The sequence below is a fragment of the Pantoea sp. MT58 genome, from assembly GCF_014495885.1.
Classification (GTDB): Bacteria; Pseudomonadota; Gammaproteobacteria; order Enterobacterales; family Enterobacteriaceae; genus Pantoea; species Pantoea eucalypti.
In genome coordinates, this window is the sequence record NZ_CP061084.1 from 58,301 (window position 1) to 82,376 (window position 24,076).

The following is a 24,076-nucleotide window of genomic DNA, read 5'->3' on the forward strand; positions in this document are numbered from 1 at the left end:
AATAAACGTTATTTCAGCCAGGAACATTATGAACAACATCAGAATCGGCACGCGGCTTGGCGCTGCGTTTGCCTTCATCCTTCTCCTTTTGGTCATCGTTGCTTTTACCGGATTTACCCGCATTCAATCCCTCGGAGAGACGGCGGATACGCTTGCAGGCAGCCGCTACCAGAAGGCCTCAACTGCAACCAATCTGCGTTACTATTCAACTGACCTTAGCCGGCTGGTCCGTAACGTTGTCCTGGCGGATGCACCTGACCGTAAAGCCGTCTTTAAAAAAGATTATGACAGGGTACATGATAAAATTACCGCTACGGTTGATCAGGTTGACGCTCTGCTGAAGGCACCAAAAAGCCGGGAACTCATTGCGCAAATCAGGAGCACCGGCAGTCAGTATCTTGCTTTTTCTGATGATGTTGTCGCGCTGGGAATGGCAGGTAAGCGGGAAGAGGCCGCGCAACTTCTTCTTGGTCCGCGCTACCAGACCCAGGTTGACTACCTGAAAACTATTGCAGACCTGGTATCTTTTCAGGAACAACAGATGCAAACGGCGCGTATTGCTGCTGAAGATGAACAGCATGCGGCCACCATTCTGCTGACCTCACTGAGTGCTATCGCCGTTCTGCTTGCAGCGGCCGCTGCCTGGCTGATCACCCGCAGTATTACCCGTCCGCTGAGCATCACGCTTGCTGCCGCACAACGTATCGCACGCGGAGACCTGAGTCAGGCCGTCCCTGTCAGCGGACGGGATGAAACCGGCATGCTGCTCACCGCAGTTGCTGAGATGCAGGACTCGCTGGCGCAGACGGTCAGCGCAGTACGCCGGAACGCCGAAAGCGTTGCCGCAGCCAGCCTGCAGATTGCGCATGGGAACACAGACCTGTCTCAGCGCACCGAGGAGCAGGCCAGTGCACTGGAGCAGACCGCTGCTACCATGAGCGAGCTCAGCGTCACTGTCAAAAACAATGCCGACAATGCCCGTCAGGCAGCACAGCTTGCCGTTAACGTGAGGGAGGTCGCCCGCCAGGGCAGTGAGGTGACTTCCGACATTTCCGGAACAATGAAATCTATTGGCGAAAGCTCAGGCCGAATTGCCGATATCACGTCAGTGATTGACAGTATTGCTTTCCAGACCAACATACTGGCCCTTAATGCGGCGGTAGAGGCGGCGCGTGCAGGCGAACAGGGACGTGGCTTTGCCGTCGTCGCCGGTGAGGTGCGCACGCTGGCCAGCCGCAGCGCCACGGCCGCCGGTGAAATCCGTCAGCTGATTGAGGCAAACTCGGCAAGCGTAAGTGCAGGCAGTACCCTGGCGAGCCGGTCTGTGACTACGATGGCGGATATAGTGTCATCAGTCGGTCAGTTAAGTGACACCGTTGAGGAAATTACCGCTGCAAGTGCCGAACAGGCCCGCGGTATAGAGCAGGTAGGCATTGCCGTAACCGGGATGGATAGTATGACGCAGCAGAACGCGTCGCTGGTCGAAGAATCGGCGTCAGCCTCACAGAGTCTGCGCGAACAGGCATCACTGCTGCTGCAGTCGGTGTCAGTGTTCACGCTTGCTGCAGTCTCACATCCTGCAGCCACCCGGCATGTAATCGCATCTGTACCAGCCACAGTGAAGAAAGAAGCGCCTGCTGATACAGACGGAAACTGGACTACCTTCTGATATCTGGCTGCGTCCTGCAAAGCGCAGCCTCACTCCTTTTCCGTATTGACTCTTAAGAACGTCCGCTTTGTGCCAGAAGCGGACATTAGTGATCATTGGTCGGCCACTTGCTGAGCAGCAACATGACATGCCCTATATGTCTGTTAGTATCCGCATATTACTAATGTTTCTGGGTAAGACTGACATGTCTCAAATAACCATCCATATTCTGAATGCTCAGGAAAAACTCACTGTTCACAGTAAATGGCTGAGAACTAACCTGACCGATACCTACGTCCAGGTCACAAGGTTGATGCCGACTCCTTCAGTAGACGTCATAGTTAAGTCCGGGAAGTTTGTTATCCCTGAGAAAGGGCATGTCGGTTTTTGTCCTGAAGCTGGAGTTATTTATATAACAGTCGATCCGGAAAATCCTGCATTCTGCAAAAACGTTGAGAACTCCCTTGAACGTATGTTTGCTCATGAACTTCACCATGCTGCGAGGTGGGCAGGACCGGGATACGGCTCAACGCTGGGCGAAGTACTAGTCTCTGAAGGACTTGCCGGGCATTTTTCTCTTGAGCTTTTTGGTGGTAAATCTGAGCCCTGGGAAAGCCTCATGACTGATACTGTTAAGCCCTACTATCCACTCATGCTTGAAAACTGGCATCGTACTGATTATGACCATAATGCCTGGTTTTTCGGAACTGGAGATTTACCAAGGTGGCTGGGTTATACGGCAGGTTTCAACCTGATATCCAGGTATCTCGCATCATCCCCAAACTTGAAAGCATCAATGCTGGCGAACATAAATGCTGAGGAGTTAAAGGCTTTTATATGAAGTACATACTTTTATTTCTCTTAAGCTTTTATTCAACTTATAAGCGAAAATCTCATGGTCCGCTTATCGCTCATAGCGGACGTTCATCTGACTCCATCCGCTTTGTGCCAACAGCGGACGTTAAAATTACATTAGCATGCTAATGCCAAGGGAACGGGTCCCCACTGCAAATTCCCGGCTCAAAGTATATTTCATAGTCATTACTGAACAGCGTACTGATCAAAGGGTACTAAGTTTTGTATGTTCAATAAGATTAAGAAGATGCTTTGCAAACTGCCTCGCTGCCTCTTCATTCGATATCATGTACTCCTCATGAAGCACGTTCCTGAAACGAATCGACAAGATTCCGTAGATGGCCCAAGGGATCGGATGATTATCATTAAAGCGCCTGTCTGGCCCACCATTTTTGTTCGCGTACCGCCACGTGTTACCTTCAACTTTGCTATCTGACGGAACGCTTTCGGTTTCAGCAAACCGTGTTCGCGCAAAGTCTAACTCCACGTCGGAAATTGAAACTACTGCGAACCGGGATTCGTTTTCGATTAGCAGAAAACCAGGGAAAATATAAACATCCCCCCCATTGCGGTTTTCCAGATGCGGAACCATTTTGAACTCGTCATTTTGGGAAGCTGGAAGACAGTTTGGTCGCCCCATACTGAACCGTACATCTTCACGTGAAACCTCTTTATCCGCCTGAGTGCGCTGCCTGACCTTGTCTGTTTCACGATATGACAGTATGTCCCAGATCTTCTTGCTTCGAGATACAGTCCCGAATGACTGAGTGAGCGCGCGATAATGCGCAAGAATTTTCTCGTCTCCTCCCCAGTTAAATATTAAGCCCGTGCTTTCTAGGGCAGCCTGCCCGCTCTCAATATACTCGGCAGTGGAGTGTACCTGGTCTCGAAGCTTACCAAGCTTTTTGCTAAATAGGCTTCGCAGGATAATCATGCTGTAGAAACTGGCCTTATTGTCGAGCTTTTGCTTCTTATTCTTTAATTCTCTGAGTTGTTTAGAAATTTCCTGACGTGTTGTTTCTGCCTGATTGATCATATCCGCGAGATCTGACATTCCCATTTCACCAATGGTATCAATGTCGGCGCTCACCACAGGAGTCACTGAAAGGTCAATATGTTCAAAAAAGGGAGGAGGAGAATGTTCGGATTCAAAAAAAACAGTTGGAGAGATCGAGTCATCCTGAGAGCTTGGTTTTTTTCCACCGATTTTATGGCTATATGAAATGCCAGAACCTGGAATACCAACAGTGGCTCTTGCTCCTCTCTTTCCCCCAAAATTGAGTGTTGCACCCGGTACACCTACTGACCAGCTAGTGCCGCCCGAGGACACGTTTAGATACAGGCCTGGCGCAATTTTTAGGCGCTTCCTAAAACTTAATCCCATAAACCCTCCTATGTATTAGGAATAATCCTAACATGTGGGTGTGTTAAAGGAAGTGATCACCAATATAAAAAATAAGGCATTTGCAGGAGATTAATGTCCGCTCTTCGCTCATAGCGGACCTTAGCCTGCCGCATTTCACTTTGCTGCCAGAAGCGGACGCTGAAGCCGTAATACCATCTTTGCATGATGTAACAGATGACGGTATGCGCATATTTTTCGTAAGGTAAACAAAATCTGATCAGGAATTTATTAACCAGTAAGGATGATTGCCTATGCTAACCCCCACACTTACAACAGATCAGTTGCTTTTAAAACCATTAGTCGCCGAAGATGCTAAGCAGATCCAGACGCTTTATCCCCGCTGGGAAATAGTCCGCTATATGGTGGCATCGGTCCCCTGGCCTTATCCAGAGAATGGTGCAGAGAATTACGTCAATAACGTTGCTCTGCCTGACATGGCGAAAGGAATTGCATGGTTCTGGACTATCAGAAATCGTGAGATACCAGATAAAGTCATGGGCTTGATCTGTCTTTACGACGAAGAAGACAACAATCGCGGATTCTGGCTCGCACCGGAATATCAGGGTCAGGGTTATATGCGTGAGGCTAGTATTGCGGCTACAGATTACTGGTTCAATGTGTTGAATAAGCCGGTGTTACGCGCACCTAAAGCAGCCCTTAACAGCCGCTCTCAGCGTATTTCGGTCACTAGCGGAATGCGGCTTATCAAAACTGTTAAGAAGGAGTATGTCAGCGGCCTTCTGGATTCTGAGCTTTGGGAAATCACCCGCGATGAGTGGAATGCTCTAAGAGTTCAATGATACCAGTAATACAAAGTCCGCTTCTCGCTCATAGCGGACCTTGCAGCACGTATGTCCGCTTTGTGCCAACGTTACGTAAGGAAGGAATTAAGCCATCCCGTAGGATGGCTTATGGAATACTGTTACTGAGATGACAGGCCTAAGAAATGCGCCTGGCAGCACGCCGTTTACAGACATATAAAAAGCACTTAACAGAAATTTTAACCAGCGTTTGTGCGGAACACGCTAACCGCGTCCCTCAGATTAGCGGCTCGACTTGCAAGTTCATCAGCAGACGATGCTGATTCTTCAACGAGCACGGCATTCTGCTGTGTGACCTGATCCATCTGAGTAACGGCAATATTTATCTGCGATACGCCTGCACTCTGCTCTTCTGAAGAAGATGAAATCTCTCTCACCAGCTGTGCTGTCTGTTCAATCGCATCCATACTCTCCTTCACTTTTTCACCTGCATCCCGGGCCATCGAAATGCCCTGCTCAGCATTCTCCACAGACTGTTCGATCAGTCCTTTAATTTCTTTCGCCGCGCCAGCCGAGCGCTGTGCCAGCGATCTGACTTCCGCCGCAACAACCGCAAAGCCCTTACCGTGCTCACCGGCCCGGGCAGCTTCAACAGCCGCGTTTAACGCGAGAATATTCGTCTGAAACGCAATCCCATCAATGACAGAAATGATTTCCTTAATCTGCCCTGCACTGCTGCTGATTTTCTCCATGGAACCCAGCACTGATTCCATTGCCTGACCGCCACGCAATGCCGCGCTGGTAGCCGAGCTGGCCATTTCTGCAGCATGGCGGGTGTTTTCAGCATTGTTGCCGATGATCGAAGAGAGTTGTTCCATACTGGCGGCTGTTTCAGCCAGCGATGCAGCCTGTTCTTCCGTCCTCGCAGAAAGATCGCCGTTACCGCGGGCAATCTCCTCAGATGAGGTGGCAATGGTGACAGCATTACTTTTAATGTTTTCTACCGTCACCGTCAGGCGCTGACTCATCTGCAGTAATGCCTTAAGCAGACCGGCTGTTTCATTGCGTCCTGTCACGGAAAAAGATGCGGTCAGATCGCCTTCTGCCACTTCAAGCGCAAGCTTGGACGCGGCACCGATAGGTCGTGTTACAGAACGGATAATAATCAATGCGAAAACGACAGAAAGCAGGACCATAAAGAGAAGAACGCTCAGCAAACCATACTGTGCATGCCGGTGGTCCGTAATCTGCTGGTTCAGCATGTCATTCAGTTCATTACCGCCCGCAATCGCGTAGGTGCTGAATCTGTTAATCGCGCTGGTAAAAAGTGCGGCATAGTCCTGAGGACTCTGATTCGTCATACTGCGGCTAATAAATAACTCACCTGCAGTTTTCAGGGCATTTTGGGCTTCCTGTACGGCCCCGTCGGCATCGGCACTGAATTTCTGCTTCAGCCCTGTATCAGACGAAAAAAGCTTCTCTGAGTCCTGAGCAAACATATCCAGATTATAGGCACCCGTGCTGATTAATGATTCCATACGGACAGAGTCAGCCTCACTAACGGCTTCTTTCCTGGCAAGCAGTGAAGTCCCGAACGCACGAATTTTACCCAGACTTTCGGTAAGCTCAGGCAATGATGAGAAATTGCTGGTAATCAGGCGGTACGTACTGATATCTGAATCAAGCGACAGACCGTAAAAATCCAGCACGTCGCGGTTTGTGTTAAGAAGTTTGCGGATGAGTTGCGCATGTGCGTCAAGGCTGGCCGTTTGATCCAGTTTCGAAGCATCAATGTCCTGCTGCAGCGCGTCCCACTGTGCACGCACCCCATTAATTTTATCGATTAAACCCGCACTGCCTTCTGTCTGCGCCATCTCTTTCTTGATGACATCGGTGATAGTAACAATGTCATCTCTAACACTTAGACGCGATGAGGTGGCAGGATTTTTTTGCGCAATAGCGAGGGCTGTTTCAGCGCGATGGCGCTGTATCAGATTCAACAGGGCAAGGATTTTGTTTTCAGCAGGCACTCCTGTTACTTCTTTCTGCTTGTCCTGAATATATTTATTACCTTCTGACACAAAAAGCACGGTAGGAACTGAAAAAAGAACAAGGCAAAACAAGCCCAGAATTGCAAACTTAGCGGTAAGATTAATATTGTTAAGAATATTACTCATTTTTACATCCTGCTGAATTAATTATTATAAGAACAAAAATAATGCAGATTGAAAGCATCTTAATCATCATTATCGGTTAACTGTTCATTAACTTTATAGCAGGCGTAAGAAAGGGAATGTTTAGGTTGAATTGCAACAAGGTCTAACCTGTCACCCAGTAATTAGCCCATGCTGATGTTACTAATTACCTCATAAGAGGTAGGAAAGATTGTTAATATCAATTTCTCTCTTAACGAGTTTTATACATGATTCATGTCCGCTTTGTGCCAAAAGCGGAAGTTGATCATGCGGCTTAAACGCAAACCATAAACGACAAACCTCTTGTGATTGCACCTAATGGCTGTATATTTAAACAGCACTTTAATCTATAAGGACATTTTAAATGAATGATATTTTTGAAGGGATAAATTTAGAGATCTGCGCAAATCCTAACGCCGAGCAATTAATCCCGATTGAAGAAGGTCTTAACAATTTCAATGATTTAATGACGGGAATGAGTGATCGCCTGCCATTATCTGTATTATTAAAATCAAAGACTAGCGGTGAAGTTCTAGGGGGAATGCAGGGGCGTTCTTCGTTGGGTCTACTTTTTATAGATCTCTTCTATCTACCACCGGAGTTTCGGAGTAAGGGGATTGGTACAGAAATCCTCTCACACTTCGAGAAGGAAGGAAGAAGAAGAGGCTGTACTGCAGCATTCTTATACACAATTAGCTTTCAGGCCCCTGAGTTCTACAAAAAGCACGGTTGGGAAGAATTTGGACGTATAGACTGCAAACCCGAAGGAACAAGCCGTATTTTTATGAAAAAGGCTTTATAAAAGGTCTGCTTTTCGCTCATAGCGGACATTGATCTCTGCATCAGTCCGCTTTGTGCCAAAAGCGGACGTTAAGGTTGCCAGCTCATACCTTAGCGCCACAGGTGCGTATATGGTTAGTTTCAATTATCAGCATCAGCATCAGCATTGGACGGATGAGCAGTCAGGCATCATCCGCTGGTCTTTGTCTCTTGCGGGGGCATGCCCGGAATTGATCAAAGTTGAAATTCCTGCGATGGGTGAGCTGACGATACCCGCTTCTGCAAATGAGCATCTTTCCGGGCAAACGTTTGGATGCTGAATGGCTACCTTGATTTTCATGTCAATCATCAGACACATCATCTACATGCCGGTGACTGTATAGCCCCTACCTTTGCAAGCGAGTACCGAATGAGCAATCCGGATAATGAGCAGAGCTGCTCTTACATCGTGGCTTTTAGCCAAAAAAATCAATAATAGTTTCTGTGTCACAATTGTTACATCTTATTAGCCATTCTTAAACGCAAAAGGGGGTATGGCCTTCCCTGATTATCCCGCTCGGAACGCCCTGAGACCTGAAACCCCATATGTTGATAAAATCCGACGGCCTGCTGGTTTTGTTCATTTACATCGATGCTTAACTCTGGATGCAGCGCCAGAGCATGTAAGATCAACCGTTTTCCGACGCCAAGTCCGCGAGCAGAGGCAGCTACAAAAAGTGCCTCCAAATGGCCCTCATGCAAAAACATAAATCCAAATAGTTGGTCATCATGATTTGTTGCAACCCATACAGGAGTTTCTGAGAAAAAACCGACAACTTCTTTTTCGATTTCTTGTCTGTCATGAGCTGTCAGAAAGTCGTGGGTAGCATCCACCGAACTCTTCCAGATTTGTATGATTTCTGACGCTTCAGATGGTCGTGACATTCTGATATCCAACATTTTTCAACCTTAACGTGAGCTTTATTTTGAGTAATAACGTACGAAAATAGCTCACTTAAATTTACTAAGGTGAAATAAAATTCACAATAGTAGTTTAATTTCTATGACTTATCATCGTGATGAGAAGTGCTAATACGCTGGTTAGTACGATTCCCTTTATCATCATCAACGACAATGCTCCTAAGCTTTTTCACATCGAACTTCCGCTTCTCGCTCTTAGCGGACCTCACTATGCTGACATATCTGCGCTATGCCTGATGAGGCACTTAAAGAGAGCCGTATAAGGTCAACTACCACGTTGTTTCTCTAATCGAATATAAGCGCCATCTAACGTTGTCATATTACCCCAGCCAAGGTGCAGGTAGAATTTAGCCGCACGGCTGTTTTTATCGGTTTCCAGCCAGGCAACTTCGTGATGTTTGAACAACGCCTGTTCCGCAATCTCTGTAAGTCTGCGACCAATGCCTCTGCCTTCATAATCAGGAAGGACAAAGAGACCAAAAAGAGAGCCTTTTTCCCTTAAAATCATCGAAAAGCCCACTGCTTTATCATTATCTGTCGCAACCCATGCGCAACGACTCTCTTCGATCATATTGCTCACGGTACTTTCGGTTATGCCCATCTCCTGCATCTCTTCACGGCTCAGGTGATTTTCGACAACAGACGTTCTGATAGTAAAAATACTTTCAACATCAGATAATTGAGCTGGTCTTATATTGATATTCATTAGTCTTATTCCACCTATAAAATCGATAAATTTTGAGAGTGATATAATCCTGTCCTTTACAGAAGCATAGAACCTTGGGCGAGCTCAATACCGCACGTCATGTCCGCTTCTCGCTCATAGCGGACTTTACATCAAGTTAGTCCGCTTTATGCCAAAAGCGGACGTTGCCTGCATCATGGCATGTTAGTTTTCGGGGAGCAGGTCACTTTCTTTCTTCACTGCTTATGTGCAGTAACGTTTCTGCCGGTTGATTGAGTTCCGTATCGCTCGGGGAACTGTCATCTGCACGTAATAGGCGCATGCCATTTATGCACAAATTGACAGGCGATAAGGCGAGGCATCATTTACCAGTAGAAGACATGTTACTGGAGAGGGGGGGCGGGGTTTTTATGAAAAAGAATGTACAGGGTTCAGGGCCTGCAATAGCTGAGTGCATCCGCGATAGCGGCTCCCTTAGGACGCTCTTACGAATGCCACTTGATGAAACTGAGTTGGTGGTCCGTATTCTTGTGCGCATAACCAGCCTGTTTTCAACCGGGATACAGCCAGTCGTTACCCGGCATTGTTTCTTAGCAGCAATCCTGAATATTCTGCGTCTCGGGGTGCAGCCTGTCCTCCGGCGGTGGTATGGGATAACGGCTTGTGTTTCCTGAATGGAGCTCATTTTCCTGGTACAGCTGACCCGCCGGCCGGATATACGGCCTGATACTGGAGGTATAAGGCGCAACAGCAGGACTAATCTGCGCAGCATCAGTGCTACGCCGTTCACATGGTGTCTGCAGGATAAATCATTTTCCTGACACAAAAGAAAAGCGAGAGACATTACCATGCATAAAAAAACAGGCCTGCTGACGGCCATCATCATATTTGTGAGCTTTCCGGCAGCCTCCGCCGTCCGTGACGCTCTTCGCATCGGGGCCGATCTGACTAATCCCCCGTTTCAGTACAGGGAAAAGAACGGGGAGCCGGGGGGGTTTGAAATTGACGTCACGAAGGCTGTATGTAAATCCGTTAACGTCAGATGCATCTATGTCGTCAATACTTTCGATGCACAAATTCCGGCGCTGCTGGCCAGAAAAGTGGATGTGATACTGCCACTCGGTGTCACCAGGAAAAGACAGGACGCTATCGACTTCAGCCGTTACGTATTTCATTTACCAACCCGTCTGGTAGCCAGAAAGGAAATTCATCTTCTGCCTGAGACGCAAAGCCTTAGGGGAAAAAATATTGCCGTACAGCAGGGCAGCATTCAGGAAGCGTATGCGGATAAATACTGGCGGCCTGCAGGTGTGTTTGTAAAAAACTATCCTGACCTTGAGGCTATATACGAGGACCTTTATGCCGGCCGGGTGGAGGGGGCCCTGGTACCTTCCGTTGCGCTGACATATGGCTTTCTTCGGACGCCCCAGGGCATTGATTTTGAACTGAAAGGGCCGGAAGTGACGGATGCGGATCTGTTCAGCAGGGGATCTGCTTACGGCATCCGTCAGGGTGACAGCAGCACGAAGCGGCTGCTCAATAAGGGTCTCGAAAACATTATCCGCAACGGCACCTATTCCGTCCTGCAGAAACGCTATTTCGACAATCAGGATTTGAGTGTAAAAAATCCATAGAAGCTGCTCCCTGAAAATATGCCGCTGCCGTAAAGCAAAAATAACCTGTGGCCGCGCAGGATAAGTACCTGATACTCCTGTGCGTACAAAGCCATAACTGCTTTGAACTGAACCCGCCCGGCTAATGACCACTTCTCAGATTGTTTTTATGAGCATTGCTACCGCCTCATTGCCCGGCATATGAAACTGCTCCCGGTGCCGGGCCACCAAGTCGAGCGCAAACACCTTTGTATAGACCTCGGTGGACTTCATGCTCTTATGAACCATCAGATTCTGCAGCGCTTTCAGCGGAATGCCCGCAAAGAGCATGTGCATGGCGTAGCTGTGGCGGAAAGTATGCGGCGTCAGCGGCACGGAAAACGTGACTCCATCACCAGCGGCTGCGCTCGCGGCCTGTACGGAGTCCTTTAACAGCGACATGAACGACAGCAGATCGCCCGGCCTGGTAACGGATCTGCCTGGCTTTCGCTTTCATGCTGGTCTCCAGGCCCGCCTTTCGCAGGACTATGCGTATATCAAGCGTCGCTGTATGACGGCAAAGAACATCTCACCACGCCGGTCACAGTTTGCGTGCCAGCAGTCACACTGTAGGAAAATGCAAAGCACATCAGATACCATATGAGCGCATAAAACGATACTCTTCTGAATAAAATGCAGGGATGTCAGGTTATCCTGAATGAGATTTACTTTTGACTAAAACGGAATTCGCTATGCCTAAACGTATCAAGAACAGCCGCTGGTCCGGTTACGATCCCCGCTACATCTATTCGCTCGTTGTGCGGCGTTATTTCGTGGAAATGAAAACGAAAACAGAAATTGCTGAGGAGCTGGAGATTTCGCGGTTCAAGGCTGCCCGTCTGATTGATGAGGCGATTCAGCAGGAGTATGTGAAGTTTCTGTTTCCGAAGCAGCAGATGCTGGATGAGGAAATTGCGCACAGTCTCTGCCAGAAATACGGCCTGCAGAACGCGGTTGTGCTTTCGGTATCTGAATCCTGGGCAAGTCAGGAGCAGCTCAATGAGAAGCTGGGTGGCATTACGGCCAGTTATCTCAGCAACTACCTCACCGCAGGAATGACGGTCGGCATTGCCTGGGGACGGGTATTATCCAGCACTGTGAACCAACTGACCAGCCTGCCGGCGCTGGATGTTGTGCAGCTGTCAGGTGTGCATCCCGGTATAGAATTCAGCCAGGGACCGATTGATCTCATCCACAGGCTGTCGACCATCTCGCAGGGAAAGGCGCATCCTATGTATGTTCCAATGTGGGTGGATGATGAAAGCCTGGCAGAAAAGCTGGCCAGCGATCCGGCCGTGATGGACACCCAGCAGTATTATTCCCGGCTGGATGTCGTGATCACGGGCATTGGTGCCTGGAAAACGGGATCGTCAAGCCTGTGTGATATTTTTCCGGAAGAATGGCAGGCGCCACTTTTCCGGGATGATATTGCGGCTGACGTCTGCATAACGCTCGTTAACAGCAAAGGAGAGATCCTTGACAGTCCGATGAGCCGGCTGGGGTTCGGGATTTCAACAGAGCAGCTGCGTAATACCAAAACCGTGATTGGCGTAGCAGGAGGAGAGCAGAAATATGAAGGCATCGTGGCGTCGCTAAAATCTGGCCTGCTTGATGTGCTGATCACGGATTTTGATACGGCAGTGAAGCTCGCTAACGCCTCATGATTACGACTTAACCGGCTTTCATTAAGGGCGCCGCAGGCGTCCTGGTCATGCTTTTCCATTACGCCGCGTCATTTCCCCCTTTTTCCTCATCATCCGGGCGCTTCCTGCAACGCCAACTTTTTTGCCCTGCCGTTTGCCCGATGACCTCACGGATTCATTTTCATTCTGACGGCCCGCGGTATGCCACGCGTGCTGAACGGCGTGACGGTGTGTTCTATCTGCAGTAATTGCACTACCGGAGTGCAGACCTCTACTTCTGACACACATTATATTTAACTATCTGTTTTTAAATAAATAAGAATAATTTTTAAGGCAATCTTTTAACTTTATTTTGCTCATATGAGCTTTTTTTATTTTGCTCTTTTGTGGTTTATTGTGATCGGCCTTTGAATTTTGCGCTCTGCACGTTTTTGCGTGACGGCGTTGTGCTATAAATTGCTCATATGATTTAAATTTATCGCTCATGTGAGCAATGGCGTGATGCGGGGAGGTATAATGACGACAGTAGCGGTAGACGTGGCAGACGGCGCGGCGTTCAGAAATTACGACGAGGTGCTGCAGCATATTCATCAGCGCCAGCATGCAGAAGGGACAGTAAAAGCGACGTATCTGGACGCGCTGCGTGAGCGTGAGGCCATGTATCCGACAGGTATTCTGCTGGAAGGTTATTCAGTGGCAATCCCGCACTGTGACAGCAGTCATGCCCGCAGGCCGTCCATTTACATTATCCGCCTGCCTGAATCTGTTGAGGTTCATCAGGCTGATGGCGATGACAGACTGCCTGTCAGACTGGTTATCAATCTGGTCGTGACCGAACCTGCGGATCAGCTGCAGCTGCTCAGGGCCCTGTTTAATAATCTGCAGGATGGGGAGTTTTACCAGCAGTTGCTGGAGCTGCCGTCCGGAAAGGCGAAAGCGTTATTTATTTCAAAAATTATGCAATAACAACCCCGGAGAAAAATGATGATTAATATTCTTGTAGCCTGCGGAAGTGGGGTGGCCACGTCAACCCTGGCGGCCGACGAGGTTAAATCTGTGTGTGCTGAATATGGTATTTCTCAGTACAAAATTAACAAATGCAGCATGTCAGAGCTCCCCTCTGAATTACAGCATGCCGATATTGTTTTAACCACAAATAATTATAAAGGCGAAATCGGTAAGCCCCACATGAGCGTGGCAGGTTTTATCACCGGAATTAATGAAAGTACCTTACGCAAAAAACTGGGTGAATTGTTAACTGAGCTTGCCGGGAAATAATAACAGCATACCGAGGGTGTCAGGATGGAAACGTTAAAACATATAATGCTGACAATAACAGGCATGGGCGCAACCGCTATCCTGCCGCTTGTCATCTTTATTCTGGGCCTGGTTTTCCGGATGAAAGTGGGTGCCGCCATTAAATCAGGTATAACCGTAGGTATCGGTTTTATAGGTTTAGGCTTAGTCGTCAATCTTCTGAGCACTTCCCTGCAGCCGGCTATTGCGTATTATTCGAAAATCGGAAGCGGTTTTACCGTGGCTGACATCGGCTGGCCTGCCGTGGGCGCGGCGGCCTGGGTGGCACCGTTTGCTGCGCTGGTCGTGCCGGTCGGTATCATTCTGAACCTGCTTCTGGTCCGGCTTAAGCTGACCCGGACCCTGAACGTCGATATCTGGAACTACATGCATTTCCTGGTTCCGGGCGCGCTGGCGTACTTTGTATTCGACAGTTTCATGATCGGTTTTGGCGTGGCAGTGGCACTCAGCGTTATGGCACTGTTCATCGGCGATCTGATTGCCCCCCGCTGGCAGAAATATTATGGCCTGGAAGGCACAACCTGTACCACCGTGATCCATACAGGCTGGACGCTGCCCTTTGCGCTTATAGTCAATAAAATCATCGACCTTATTCCGGGCCTGAACAGAATAGATCTGGATCTGGAGGGCGTGCAGAAACGACTGGGCGTTTTCGGTGAACCCGCGATTATTGGCGTCATTGTCGGCTGTCTGCTGGGGCTTCTCACGAAACAGCCGGTGACTACCGTAGTGCCTATGGCGATGGGCGTGGCCGCCGTAATGGTCCTGCTGCCCAAGGTGGTTGGCGTCCTGATGGAAGGCCTGTCGCCGATTGGCAAAAGCGCCAAAGAAATCATGCAGCGACAGATGGGGAAGGATGCTGAGCTGAACATCGGTATGGACTGTGCACTGGCACTAGGCGATCCGGCAACCGTCACCGTTACCGTCATTACCATCCCGCTGACCATGCTCTGTGCACTGGTTCTGCCGGGGGTCATGATTTTCCCCATCGGTGTTCTGATGTCAATTATCTATATGACGACCATGACTGTCATGGCCTGCAAAGGGAACGTCGTGCGTTCAGTTATCACAACCCTGCTCTTCACTATCGTCGTGATGTATCTCGGCGGGTATGTGGCGCCGGGCGCGACCCGGTTCCTTCATGGTGCAGGTGTGGGCTTACAGGGTCAGGGAACCGACTTTGTATTAACCGGCCCCTGGGAAGTCCTGACGTACTGGCTGAGCACGGTATTCCATTGATCCCAAGAGATGAGGTTCGCTTACCATGGCACAGATTTTACCTTCAATTTTCGGTGCAAACATCCTACGCCTGCAGGATGAGATCCGGTTTTTAGAAGAAGAAAATACAGAAATACTGCACGTTGATTTAATGGACGGGACATACGTAAGTAATATCGCGTTCGGGCCTAACCAAATCACGGCGATGAAAAAAGCCAGCAGGATGAAGTTTGACGTCCATATGATGCTGGCCGATCCGGAAAAGCATATTGATGCCGTCATCGGTACCGGCGCGGAAATGATTTCCGTGCATTATGAATCAACGCCACACGTACATTATATTCTGCAGAAGATCCGTAAAGCCGGTCGAAAAGCGGGAGTGGTCATCAATCCAGGCACACCTGAAGGTGTGCTGAGCTATCTGCTGGACGACATTGATTACATCCTTATTATGACGATTAATCCGGGCCAGCCGGGGCAGACTTTTATCGAAAAAAGCCTGGAGAAAATCAGTAACACCCGAAAAATGATTGCGCAACGGAATATTCAGATTGAGGTCGATGGCGGCATTAATCTGACCCTTGCGAGTAAAGTTAAGGAAGCCGGGGCTGATTTAATCGTGGTTGGCGGGGCGTTATTTAACGAGGACCCTGCATCAAGCTACCGGGAATTAAAAACTGCCATGCTCTGAAAGCGAAGTTTCTGTTAACAGGGCACCGACATATTAATTAACAGCATTCATATTATCCGGGCTGGGTGAGCGTCTTCTCCCGCCCAGGCGAGGTTTCAGGAGAAAAGACTGATGAGTAATTTTAAAGGGAAAGTCGTGTTAATCACAGGTGGCGCACACGGGATCGGTAAAGGCATCGCAAAACAGTTTGCCGCGCGCGGAGCGCACACGGTCATCGCCGACTACAACGACGTTAACGGCCGTCAGACCGCCGAAGAACTGACATCGGAAAACGTGACGTCGCTGTTCATCAAAACGGATGTAGCCGATCCTCAGGCGATGGTAGATGCGCGTAATACCGTTTTCGCCACGTTTGGCCGTATCGATATTCTGGTCCTGAATGCAGGCGTCGCATTTGCCAATAAAGTCAGCGATATTACATTCGAGGAGTGGAATAAAACGCTTTCCATTAACCTGAGCGGTTTATTTAATACGGTTAAAGCGTTTTATAATGACTTTCTGACTAACCAGGGTGCCATTGTCTATATCTCATCGGGATCAGCATTGTCCGGAACCGGCGGCGGCGTGAGTTATCCGGCAAGTAAAGCCGGCGGTGAAGGCCTGATACGCGGCCTGGCGAAAGAACTTGGCCCCCGAGGCGTTAACGTTAATGCCATTGCGCCACGCCTGATCGACACTGGCGAAATGATGCGTGTTAACTACCCTACGCAGGCCGATCTGGACGCCGTGCTGGAGAAAATTCCGGTCCGTCGCCTGGGTACCGTTGATGACGTGGCGAATCTGGCCGTTTTTCTTGCAGATAAGTCGAACTCTTACATTCAGGGTCAGACCATCCTTATGGATGGCGGCCGTACGGTAGCCTGACGGGAGGATAGGGCATGGGCGTTCAGGAAAACACGATCAGCATTCTCAGGGAGCTGGAGCGCAATGCACAGGATATCGATAACGGGCAGGCGTTGCAGCTCATTGACCGGATCCGCAGCGCAAACCACATTTTTCTGCAGGGAGCCGGACGCAGCGGAATAGCCATACGGGCATTCGCTAATCGTCTGATGCACCTGGGGTTATCGGTAAGCGTTGTGGGGGAAATTTCCGCTCCGCATTCACGCCCGGGTGACCTGTTGATCATTGGTTCCGGCAGCGGTGAAACGGTAAGTCTTAGAAGTCTTGCGCAGACGGCCACAGAAAGAGGCGTTGAGGTTGCGCTGGTTACCCTGAAAAAAGAGTCGACGATTGGTCAGTTGGCCGGATGCGTACTGGTCTTGCCAGGTACCGTGAAAACGGGACATGCCAATCAGGCGGGGCAGTTTTCACAGCCGATGGGGTCGGCCTTTGAACAGCTCTGCTTCATCACTTATGACGCCATCGTACTTGAGCTGATGAAGCAGATGGGAGAAACCAGCGAAACGATGTTTGAACGGCACGCTGATTTTGAGTAATAGCCCAGAGCGCTTCCCCGGAAGCGTTCATTTGTTTATGACATCCCTGAAAAAGAGATAATCTGCCAGAAGTATCGCCCCTGGAGGGTATCTGGAAACGTTGCCAGGCAGGGAGTATCAGTAACATGAACGGATGTGATACTGCCCAAAAGCCCACTTACTGCCGTCAGTGCTTTGAGGCAGGCCCCGGCCTGGGTTATGTGGCAGGGGCCTGGTGTAACGCTAAGAAAGGTGTGTTGAACGCCAGGCTGGCGGCCATTTACCGCAGCAGGTTAAGCAGCCGTTTCTGAGTGTTCCCAGGCGGCTTTACGCAGGTCGGCAGGTTTAAGATCACGCGCGGGCACGATCACACCATCGCACCTGCCGTGGCGGAACACCGTAATGTTATCGGCCACGTCCAGCAGCTCCTCTTCCTCGCTTGAGACCACAATGACGCAGCAACCTCTGTCCGCCAGCTGATGGATAATGCGGTAGATATCGGCTTTGGCTCCGATATCAACCCCCTTGGTCGGCTCATCCAGCAGTACCAGGTTAGCATTCTGGGCAATCACCCGGGCGAGCAGTACCTTCTGCTGATTTCCACCGGAGAGGGACTTAATCGGCCCATCCAGCGAACCTAGCGTATTCATTTTACTCAGCAGCGCCGCCGCCGCCTGGCGGGCGGCGCCGTGGCTGACAAAGCCACCGGCACGAAATTTTTTCAGGACAGGCAGAGTGGCATTGGCATAGCTCGACATCTGAGGAATAAAGCCGTCTTTTTTACGTTCCTCGGTGAGGTAGGCAATCCCCTGTGCAATGGCCCTGGCGGGGGAGGTGGGGTGATAAACTTTATGCCCCAGACGTATTTCACCGCCGGTTACGGTTTCAAGCCCAAACAGCGTCTGGCACAGGCGCGTCCGGCCGGCACCGGCCAGTCCGTAAATCCCCAGGATCTCGCCGCGATAGGCCTCAAGATTTACCCCCTTTAGGCGGTCGGTCTGCAGATTACTTACGGTAAGCCAGGGTTTGCCCAGCGCCCCCCGGATCAGGCCGCGGCTGTTAGCCGCCGCCTGATAGGCATTCGCGTCGCCGACAATAGCGTCGATAATGGCGCTTTTGCTCAGCGTTGCTTTACCTTCGTTATAGATCACGCGGCCACCGCACATGACGGTTGCTTCATCACAGACGCCAAGCACCTCGTCTAACTTGTGAGAAACCAGCACGACTCCAATCTGCTTTTCACGCGCGATGCGCTGTACCGCCTGCAGTAACGCCTCTGCCTGCGCACCTTCCAGTGCGGTCGTGGGTTCATCGAGAAACAGAAACCGCGCCTCACGATCGAGGTTAGACACCACTTCCAGCATCTGCTTGTCAGGATGTGACAGGTTTCTCACCAGCTCAGTCGCGCTGAAGCTCAGGTGATACTCTCTCAGCACGCTTTCGGTATGCGCGATCATGCTGTCGTCATCAATAAAACCGTTTCCTTTCCGCCGCTCACGCCCGAGGAAAAGGTTCTGCCAGACACTCATGCCGGGAATGAGCCGGAGTTCCTGATAGACACAGGCGATACCACTGTTCAGTGCATCGCGGGGTGAGGCCAGATGAACCGGTTCATCCCCGATAGTCAGCTCCCCGCTGTCCGGCGAGTTCACACCGGCCAGTATTTTGAGCAGCGTAGACTTACCTGCGCCATTATGGCCAAAAAGGCCATGGATCTCGCCAGGTCTGACGCTGAAATCCACGCCGTGAAGGACCTGAACCCCCGAAAACCCTATCTTTACCTGCTTCGCCACATAATTCATTTTTCTTCACCTTTTACCGGATCAGTACGCTGAGCCCATCACGGAAGCCGCATTATCTTTAGTGACCAGCAGTGGCGGATTATTGATCATGGCCGGAACCTGCTCACCGCTCAGGCTTTTCCGGGCATTTTCGACCAGCAGTTGAGCCAGTTTAACCGGCTCCTGAATTGCACCGGCTTTCAGGATGCTGTTGTCCTGAACGGCTTTAACACCCTCCTTATCCACAAACGCATACAGCTTCACCCTGTTACTGACCCCCAGCTGCTGAATAGCTGCCAGCGATCCCAGAGCGGAAGGTTCAGTATCTGAGTACACCACATCAATTTCCGGCCTCCCCTGAAGCATCTCGGTCGTCACCTTAAGGGAGGTTGTTTCTTCGACCTTGCCATTGACCAGGGCAACAAACTTAATATTTTTTTTGGAGGCTACGGCTTCTTTGAAGCCTTCGTCGCGCGCGTTCGCGGCAATGGAGGTAGGTTCTCCCACAATACCCACCGTGGCCGGGCTGTTTTCACCGATATCTTTCAGCAACTGCTGACCTATCAGCCTGCCGCCTTCCCGCTGATCGGTCTGCACTCCCTGAACCAGGACCACGCCCTGTTGCTTCAGCCCTGCGGGGTCGGGAAGGATATTCACGGCAAACGCCGGTATTTTTGCCTGATTAAGCTGGCTGATGATGGAAACGCAGGGTCCGGAGGAGACACAATTCACCGCCACCGCATCCACTTTCTGTTCAATGAAGTTCTGAACCTGCGACAGTTGTTTAGCGTCGTCGTTATCCGCAATCGAAATTTTTACGTTCATACCCTGGGCAGCCGCACTGTCTTCAAAGCTTTTTTTCATGGCCACGTAATAAGGATTGGTAAGATTAGGCAGCGTCACGCCCAGCGTTTTTTTGCCGGGGCCGGCTGTTGATTCTGCATCATCGCGGTTACAGCCTGACAGCAGGCAGGACAGGGCAACGACCGCTGCGCAGGCGGATAAGGTGGTACGGATTTTCATGGTCATCTCCGGAAAAGGTGTAGGGCAGAGAGCATTATTGTTGTGTCTTTCGGGGTTTCCTGACCTTTAGCCAGGGGATAGCAATTTTTTTCGAGGTCCGGAGCGTGTCAAAGGTAACGCCGAACAGGATGATCAGCCCGATAACCAGCGGCTGCCAGTAGGCGCTGACGTTCAGCACGTTCATCAGGTTCGATATGGCGGCAATCAGCATGGCGCCAATCATCGCGCCGATGATACTCCCTGTGCCGCCAAACAGGCTGACACCCCCGACGACGGCCCCCGCAATGGAGAAGAACAGTTCATCGCCGCGGCCTGCTGTCGGATATCCGGTCATCAGACGCGATCCGTATATCAGCCCACCACAGGCGGCGCAGAGTCCGGAAATTGCATAAACCAGCAGTGTGATGCGCGGAATGCTGATGCCGGATAAACGTGCTGCATCCGCATTGCCGCCAACTGCATAGATATGGGTGCCGGTGATGGTTCGCCGTAGAAAAATGACGCCAATCACGATGGCCAGCAGCAGCGCAATGACAGGGAACGGTATCCCCAGGGGTTTTGACTGGCCGATAAGGCTGTAACCGATTTGCGTCACGCGGATAGATTCGGCACCGGTAATGATCTGCGGAATGGAGGCCGCCACGCCCATCATTGCAAAGGTCACAATAAAGGGGGGCACACCGGTGCGTTCGATGATGAGGCCGTTAATCAGGCCGCTCAGGGCACCCACCGCCAGAACCATAGGCACTGCGAGCGGCCAGGGAATACCAAATTTTTCCATCAGCAATGCTGCAACCACGCAGGTCATGGCCACGATTGAGCCACAGGAGAGGTCGATACCGCCCGTCAGCAGTACGAAGGACTGCCCCAGGCACAGAAACCCAATCACCGCGCCGTTGAGCAGCAGAACCATCATATTTGAAACGGTCAGAAAGTTTGGCGTGGCGATGAAACCACCCAGCATCACCAGCAGAAAAACCACCGCGATACCCGCTTCAGCAGGTACTCTGAGAGGCTGTTTTGGGGGCTTGATTTTGGCAGGGGTCGTGACAGAACTCATTGCAGCTCTCCTGATAATTCATTGGCATAGTTAACGTAAGCGTCCAGAACATGGCGCGCATCCTGCCGGGGGTCGGCCACCTTCTCCAGCGGCTGACTCCAGCGATCGGCCATTTCGGCATTAGTGATTCCCAGGACAGCGGCGGCAGCCTGAATGGCCGCTCCTGCGGCGGCTGTTTCTCCCACCGGAGACACCCAGACGGGTTTCCCCGTCAGGTCAGCCAGAACCTGACGATAGGCCCGTGACTTCGCCCCACCGCCGGTAAGAACGAGGCGCCCCTCATCACTGAAGCCATGCTTTTTCAGCATCCGGCCGCCGGCCAGCAGGCCGCACAGCACGCCTTCCGTGGCCGCACGGGCCATGTCCTGTCGTGTTGTGGTAGTGCGCAATCCACGCATGTGTCCGGTTGCATCAGGAAAAATGGGTGTTCGCTCGCCGTCGAGCCAGGGAACAAGCTGAAGTCCGTTTGCGCCGGGTGGCGATCCCAGCGCGAGTTCGTCGAACTCATCCGGCGTTACGCACAATAATTTGCGAAACGCATCGGTCACTTTCGCGGCGTTAAGCGTAGTAATCATGGGGATAAAGCGACCCGCCGCATCCGCATAACCATTGATGGTGCCACTGCTGTCGGCTATGCCCGTGGCGGTAATGCCGTATAACGTCCCGCTGGTACCGATTGATATACCTGTATCACCGGGTTTCAGGTTCATGCCCAGCGCAGCGGACATGTTATCGCCGGTTCCGACCCCCACAATGGCACCGGCCAGCGCTTCCAGTCCGCTGATTTTCCTGACTACTCCCGCCGGATGATGTGACGGAATCACAGCGGGCCAGCGTGAAAGCCAGTCGATGTCACCCTGAACTGCGGCCGCCAGCTGCGGCTCCCAGCGGTCTGAGAAAGGATTGAAATAGCCAGTGCCCGAAGCCCCGCCACGTTCACACACAAAACTGCCGCTCAGGCGGTATACCAGATAGTCAAACGGCAGCATGATGCGGCGGCATTTCTGCAGGACGCCGGGATGGTGCTGATGAGTCCAGGCCAGCTTTGAAATGGTCATCGCAGGCCCCGGTACAGAGCCGGTGAGACGTGCCCACTCTTCGGGCATAATTTGCCGGCACAACGCGCGAGCCTGTGGGGCCGATTCCGTGTCATTCCAGAGTTTGGCCGGGCGCAGGGGCGTGTCGTCGTCATCAAGCATGACGAGGCCATGCCCCTGGCCACCGACAGCGAGTCCTGCAATCCGGGGCCACCACGCTTTCAGTTCGCCCAGCGCGGTCACAAGGGCATCCCACCAGGCTTCCGGGTCCTGCTCGCTGCAGGGCGGTGTCGTCGGAGGGTGCGGCCGACGTGCCAGGGCAATCACTTCGCCATTTTCAAGACTGCGCAGCATGACGGTACACGACTGGGTGGATGAGTCGATGCCTGCAACAAGGTCCCGCTTCATTGAATTACCTCTGAATGATTTCTGAGAAATGGCAGAGCTGAACGAAAGCCTAATCAGACGGAAAGCAACTGAGCAGGGAGAATGCGTGGTCCTGCTTTTTTGCTCATATGATCACTTTGTTTTGCTCGTTTGTTAATGTAGTGACAATGCTGATACTAATTCCCCCGTCAATCAGCGAAATATGGGAACGTTACGCAGCTCTCACTTTTGCATCAGATGGCCTTATCGGGTGCTCCCCTGAAGCGGGGAAATTCTTCGTCAGGCGGCGCTCTGCCATCCTGGCGTTATCAAATGTCCAGGCGTTTTACGCCCTGTCACCAGGTGGACACGTAAGGCTGTTTTCGCCGGTGTTTTTCATACGACGATCTGCGAGGGGTTCAGGGGAGGAGAGGATACTGACGAGGTGGATAAAAGCCGGTAGGCCGTGTGGGCGCGCCGGAACCCGTGGCTGGGCCGCGTCCTGTTTCTGCAGTCTTATAACGTGCACCGGAGGGGTAACGCGTTCTGCAAAATGTACACCGGATGCTGACCCGGCATTCCGGGCCTGGATATACCCAACTGTCCGGAGGGGGCTCATGGTGAGTAATGCGCCTGCTGACAATGGCATGCAGCCGTTAAATATTCAGTGTGCTGAGCCACCAGTTTCAGGCGCGGACGTGACTAAATCCTGTAAAGAGAGAACGAACAGGGCGGATCTTCTGCCGTTCCATCAGGGCGTTATGTCAAGATAGCGTGAGCTCCAGGCCACGATGCATTCCCCGACATAGTCGGCATCTTTATTGTCCGACAGGAGGTGATCGGCACCGTGCAGGGAAATGAAGCTTTTCGGATGCCGCGCCGATCTGAATATGTGCTCAGCCTGCTCAATCAGAACCGTATCATCTTCCGGCGCGTGAAAGACAAGAAGGGGCTTGTTCATTCTGAAAACTTTCTCCGCTACTTTTTGCTGCTGAATGTCATCAACCAGCTGCTGGCGGATAACGAAGGTTCGGCCGGCAAGCCTGACCGGATAGGCGCCCAGCTTTTCAATGGCGTAAAGATCATCCTCAAACAGCCGTTTTACATGGGAGATTTCTCCGGGCGATCCAATCGTAACGACGGCCCTTGCTTCCGGAATATCGCCCGCAACGGACAGAATGGCTGATCCTCCCAGACTGTGGCCAATAAGAAGAGACGGCGCCTGAAAGTTATCCCTGAGGTGTGCAGCCGCCGACCGGAGGTCTGCAACATTCGAGCTGAAATTGGTATTTGAAAAGTCTCCATCGCTGCCGCCCAGTCCGGTAAAATCAAACCGGAGAACCGCGATGCCATGCTGCGTCAGTATCCTGGCAATACGGGATGCCGCTTTCAGATCTTTGCCACAGGTAAAACAGTGTGCGAACAGGGCAAACGCCCGGACGTTGTCAGGCATTTCAAGCAGGGCAGCAAGTTTTTGCCCTTCGTCATTCTCAAACAGAAATTTCTCTCTTTTCATGGGTTATTTCCCTCAAGCTCTTATGTGACCGCGGGACAAGTCCGCGTGAAGAATCTTTCTTTGCT

21 protein-coding genes and 2 pseudogenes are annotated in these 24,076 nt (G+C 51.1%); 13 read left to right on the top strand and 10 right to left on the bottom strand.

Features of this window, described 5'->3' with window-relative positions; genetic code table 11:
- The first annotated feature begins 28 nt into the window (after positions 1–28).
- Together IAI47_RS19160 and IAI47_RS19165 are read left to right on the top strand one after the other, a co-directional pair.
- Complete coding sequence (locus tag IAI47_RS19160; protein ID WP_008924512.1) at positions 29–1,669, top strand: methyl-accepting chemotaxis protein; 1,641 nt, start codon at positions 29–31, stop codon at positions 1,667–1,669.
- 184 nt (positions 1,670–1,853) lie between these two features.
- Positions 1,854–2,489, top strand: coding sequence for a DUF2268 domain-containing protein (locus tag IAI47_RS19165; RefSeq protein ID WP_033742887.1), 636 nt, complete (start codon positions 1,854–1,856; stop codon positions 2,487–2,489).
- A gap of 219 nt (positions 2,490–2,708) precedes the next feature.
- On the opposite strand, the gene IAI47_RS19170 is transcribed toward IAI47_RS19165, so the two are convergent.
- Complete coding sequence (locus IAI47_RS19170; protein WP_008924514.1) at positions 2,709–3,887, bottom strand: DUF4236 domain-containing protein; 1,179 nt, start codon at positions 3,885–3,887, stop codon at positions 2,709–2,711.
- Between the two features lie 272 nt (positions 3,888–4,159).
- Here IAI47_RS19170 and IAI47_RS19175 point away from each other — a divergent pair, with 272 nt between their 5' ends.
- On the top strand, positions 4,160–4,708 hold the full coding sequence (locus IAI47_RS19175; protein ID WP_008924515.1) for a GNAT family N-acetyltransferase: 549 nt from the start codon (positions 4,160–4,162) through the stop codon (positions 4,706–4,708).
- A gap of 200 nt (positions 4,709–4,908) precedes the next feature.
- Here IAI47_RS19175 and IAI47_RS19180 read toward each other — a convergent pair whose 3' ends face one another.
- Positions 4,909–6,846 (bottom strand): methyl-accepting chemotaxis protein, encoded by a 1,938-nt coding sequence (locus IAI47_RS19180; RefSeq protein ID WP_008924516.1) that lies wholly within the window; start codon positions 6,844–6,846, stop codon positions 4,909–4,911.
- 382 nt (positions 6,847–7,228) lie between these two features.
- Between IAI47_RS19180 and IAI47_RS19185 the strand changes: the two genes are divergently transcribed.
- Both IAI47_RS19185 and IAI47_RS19190 read left to right on the top strand, forming a co-directional pair.
- Entirely contained in the window at positions 7,229–7,666 is a 438-nt protein-coding gene (locus tag IAI47_RS19185) for an N-acetyltransferase (protein ID WP_008924517.1), read from the top strand.
- A gap of 133 nt (positions 7,667–7,799) precedes the next feature.
- A pseudogene (locus IAI47_RS19190) lies at positions 7,800–8,119 on the top strand (cupin domain-containing protein); the annotation flags it as partial.
- 20 nt (positions 8,120–8,139) lie between these two features.
- On the opposite strand, the gene IAI47_RS19195 reads toward IAI47_RS19190, so the two are convergent.
- Both IAI47_RS19195 and IAI47_RS19200 read right to left on the bottom strand, forming a co-directional pair.
- Complete coding sequence (locus IAI47_RS19195) at positions 8,140–8,583, bottom strand: acetyltransferase (RefSeq protein ID WP_008924519.1); 444 nt, start codon at positions 8,581–8,583, stop codon at positions 8,140–8,142.
- 286 nt (positions 8,584–8,869) lie between these two features.
- Positions 8,870–9,310 (bottom strand): GNAT family N-acetyltransferase, encoded by a 441-nt coding sequence (locus IAI47_RS19200; protein ID WP_008924520.1) that lies wholly within the window; start codon positions 9,308–9,310, stop codon positions 8,870–8,872.
- 827 nt (positions 9,311–10,137) lie between these two features.
- On the opposite strand from IAI47_RS19200, the gene IAI47_RS19205 reads away from it, so the two are divergent.
- Positions 10,138–10,923: a transporter substrate-binding domain-containing protein gene (locus IAI47_RS19205; protein WP_008924521.1), complete on the top strand. Its 786-nt coding sequence runs from the start codon at positions 10,138–10,140 to the stop codon at positions 10,921–10,923.
- A gap of 135 nt (positions 10,924–11,058) precedes the next feature.
- On the opposite strand, the pseudogene IAI47_RS19210 reads toward IAI47_RS19205, so the two are convergent.
- A pseudogene (locus IAI47_RS19210) lies at positions 11,059–11,319 on the bottom strand (tyrosine-type recombinase/integrase); the annotation flags it as partial.
- A 314-nt stretch (positions 11,320–11,633) separates the two neighbouring features.
- Here IAI47_RS19210 and IAI47_RS19215 point away from each other — a divergent pair.
- The 7 genes from IAI47_RS19215 (at position 11,634) to hxlB (ending at position 17,249) form a co-directional block, all read left to right on the top strand.
- Positions 11,634–12,605: a sugar-binding transcriptional regulator gene (locus IAI47_RS19215; protein WP_008924523.1), complete on the top strand. Its 972-nt coding sequence runs from the start codon at positions 11,634–11,636 to the stop codon at positions 12,603–12,605.
- A 495-nt stretch (positions 12,606–13,100) separates the two neighbouring features.
- A complete protein-coding gene (gatA, locus tag IAI47_RS19220; RefSeq protein ID WP_008924524.1) occupies positions 13,101–13,550 on the top strand; it encodes a PTS galactitol transporter subunit IIA in 450 nt (149 codons plus the stop codon).
- 18 nt (positions 13,551–13,568) lie between these two features.
- Positions 13,569–13,862 carry a PTS sugar transporter subunit IIB gene (locus IAI47_RS19225; RefSeq protein ID WP_008924525.1) on the top strand — a complete coding sequence of 98 codons (294 nt, stop codon included), beginning with the start codon at positions 13,569–13,571 and terminating at the stop codon, positions 13,860–13,862.
- 24 nt (positions 13,863–13,886) lie between these two features.
- Positions 13,887–15,140: a PTS transporter subunit IIC gene (locus tag IAI47_RS19230; RefSeq protein ID WP_008924526.1), complete on the top strand. Its 1,254-nt coding sequence runs from the start codon at positions 13,887–13,889 to the stop codon at positions 15,138–15,140.
- Positions 15,141–15,165: 25 nt separating this feature from the next.
- Positions 15,166–15,810, top strand: a complete 645-nt coding sequence (rpe, locus tag IAI47_RS19235) for a ribulose-phosphate 3-epimerase (RefSeq protein WP_008924527.1) — start codon at positions 15,166–15,168, stop codon at positions 15,808–15,810.
- Positions 15,811–15,921: 111 nt separating this feature from the next.
- Positions 15,922–16,674 carry an SDR family NAD(P)-dependent oxidoreductase gene (locus IAI47_RS19240; RefSeq protein WP_008924528.1) on the top strand — a complete coding sequence of 251 codons (753 nt, stop codon included), beginning with the start codon at positions 15,922–15,924 and terminating at the stop codon, positions 16,672–16,674.
- Positions 16,675–16,688: 14 nt separating this feature from the next.
- The gene (gene hxlB / locus IAI47_RS19245; protein ID WP_008924529.1) at positions 16,689–17,249 is read left to right on the top strand and encodes a 6-phospho-3-hexuloisomerase; all 561 of its coding nucleotides are present in this window, start codon (positions 16,689–16,691) and stop codon (positions 17,247–17,249) included.
- 272 nt (positions 17,250–17,521) lie between these two features.
- Here hxlB and IAI47_RS19250 read toward each other — a convergent pair whose 3' ends face one another.
- The 5 genes from IAI47_RS19250 to IAI47_RS19270 form a co-directional block, all read right to left on the bottom strand.
- Entirely contained in the window at positions 17,522–19,030 is a 1,509-nt protein-coding gene (locus IAI47_RS19250) for a sugar ABC transporter ATP-binding protein (RefSeq protein WP_008924531.1), read from the bottom strand.
- Between the two features lie 21 nt (positions 19,031–19,051).
- On the bottom strand, positions 19,052–20,032 hold the full coding sequence (locus IAI47_RS19255; protein ID WP_008924532.1) for a substrate-binding domain-containing protein: 981 nt from the start codon (positions 20,030–20,032) through the stop codon (positions 19,052–19,054).
- Positions 20,033–20,066: 34 nt separating this feature from the next.
- Positions 20,067–21,092, bottom strand: a complete 1,026-nt coding sequence (locus IAI47_RS19260; protein WP_008924533.1) for an ABC transporter permease — start codon at positions 21,090–21,092, stop codon at positions 20,067–20,069.
- A complete protein-coding gene (gene xylB / locus IAI47_RS19265; protein ID WP_008924534.1) occupies positions 21,089–22,537 on the bottom strand; it encodes a xylulokinase in 1,449 nt (482 codons plus the stop codon). The genes IAI47_RS19260 and xylB overlap by 4 nt, the downstream gene beginning before the upstream one ends.
- A gap of 709 nt (positions 22,538–23,246) precedes the next feature.
- Positions 23,247–24,011: a S9 family peptidase gene (locus IAI47_RS19270; RefSeq protein ID WP_008924536.1), complete on the bottom strand. Its 765-nt coding sequence runs from the start codon at positions 24,009–24,011 to the stop codon at positions 23,247–23,249.
- Positions 24,012–24,076: the final 65 nt, after the last annotated feature.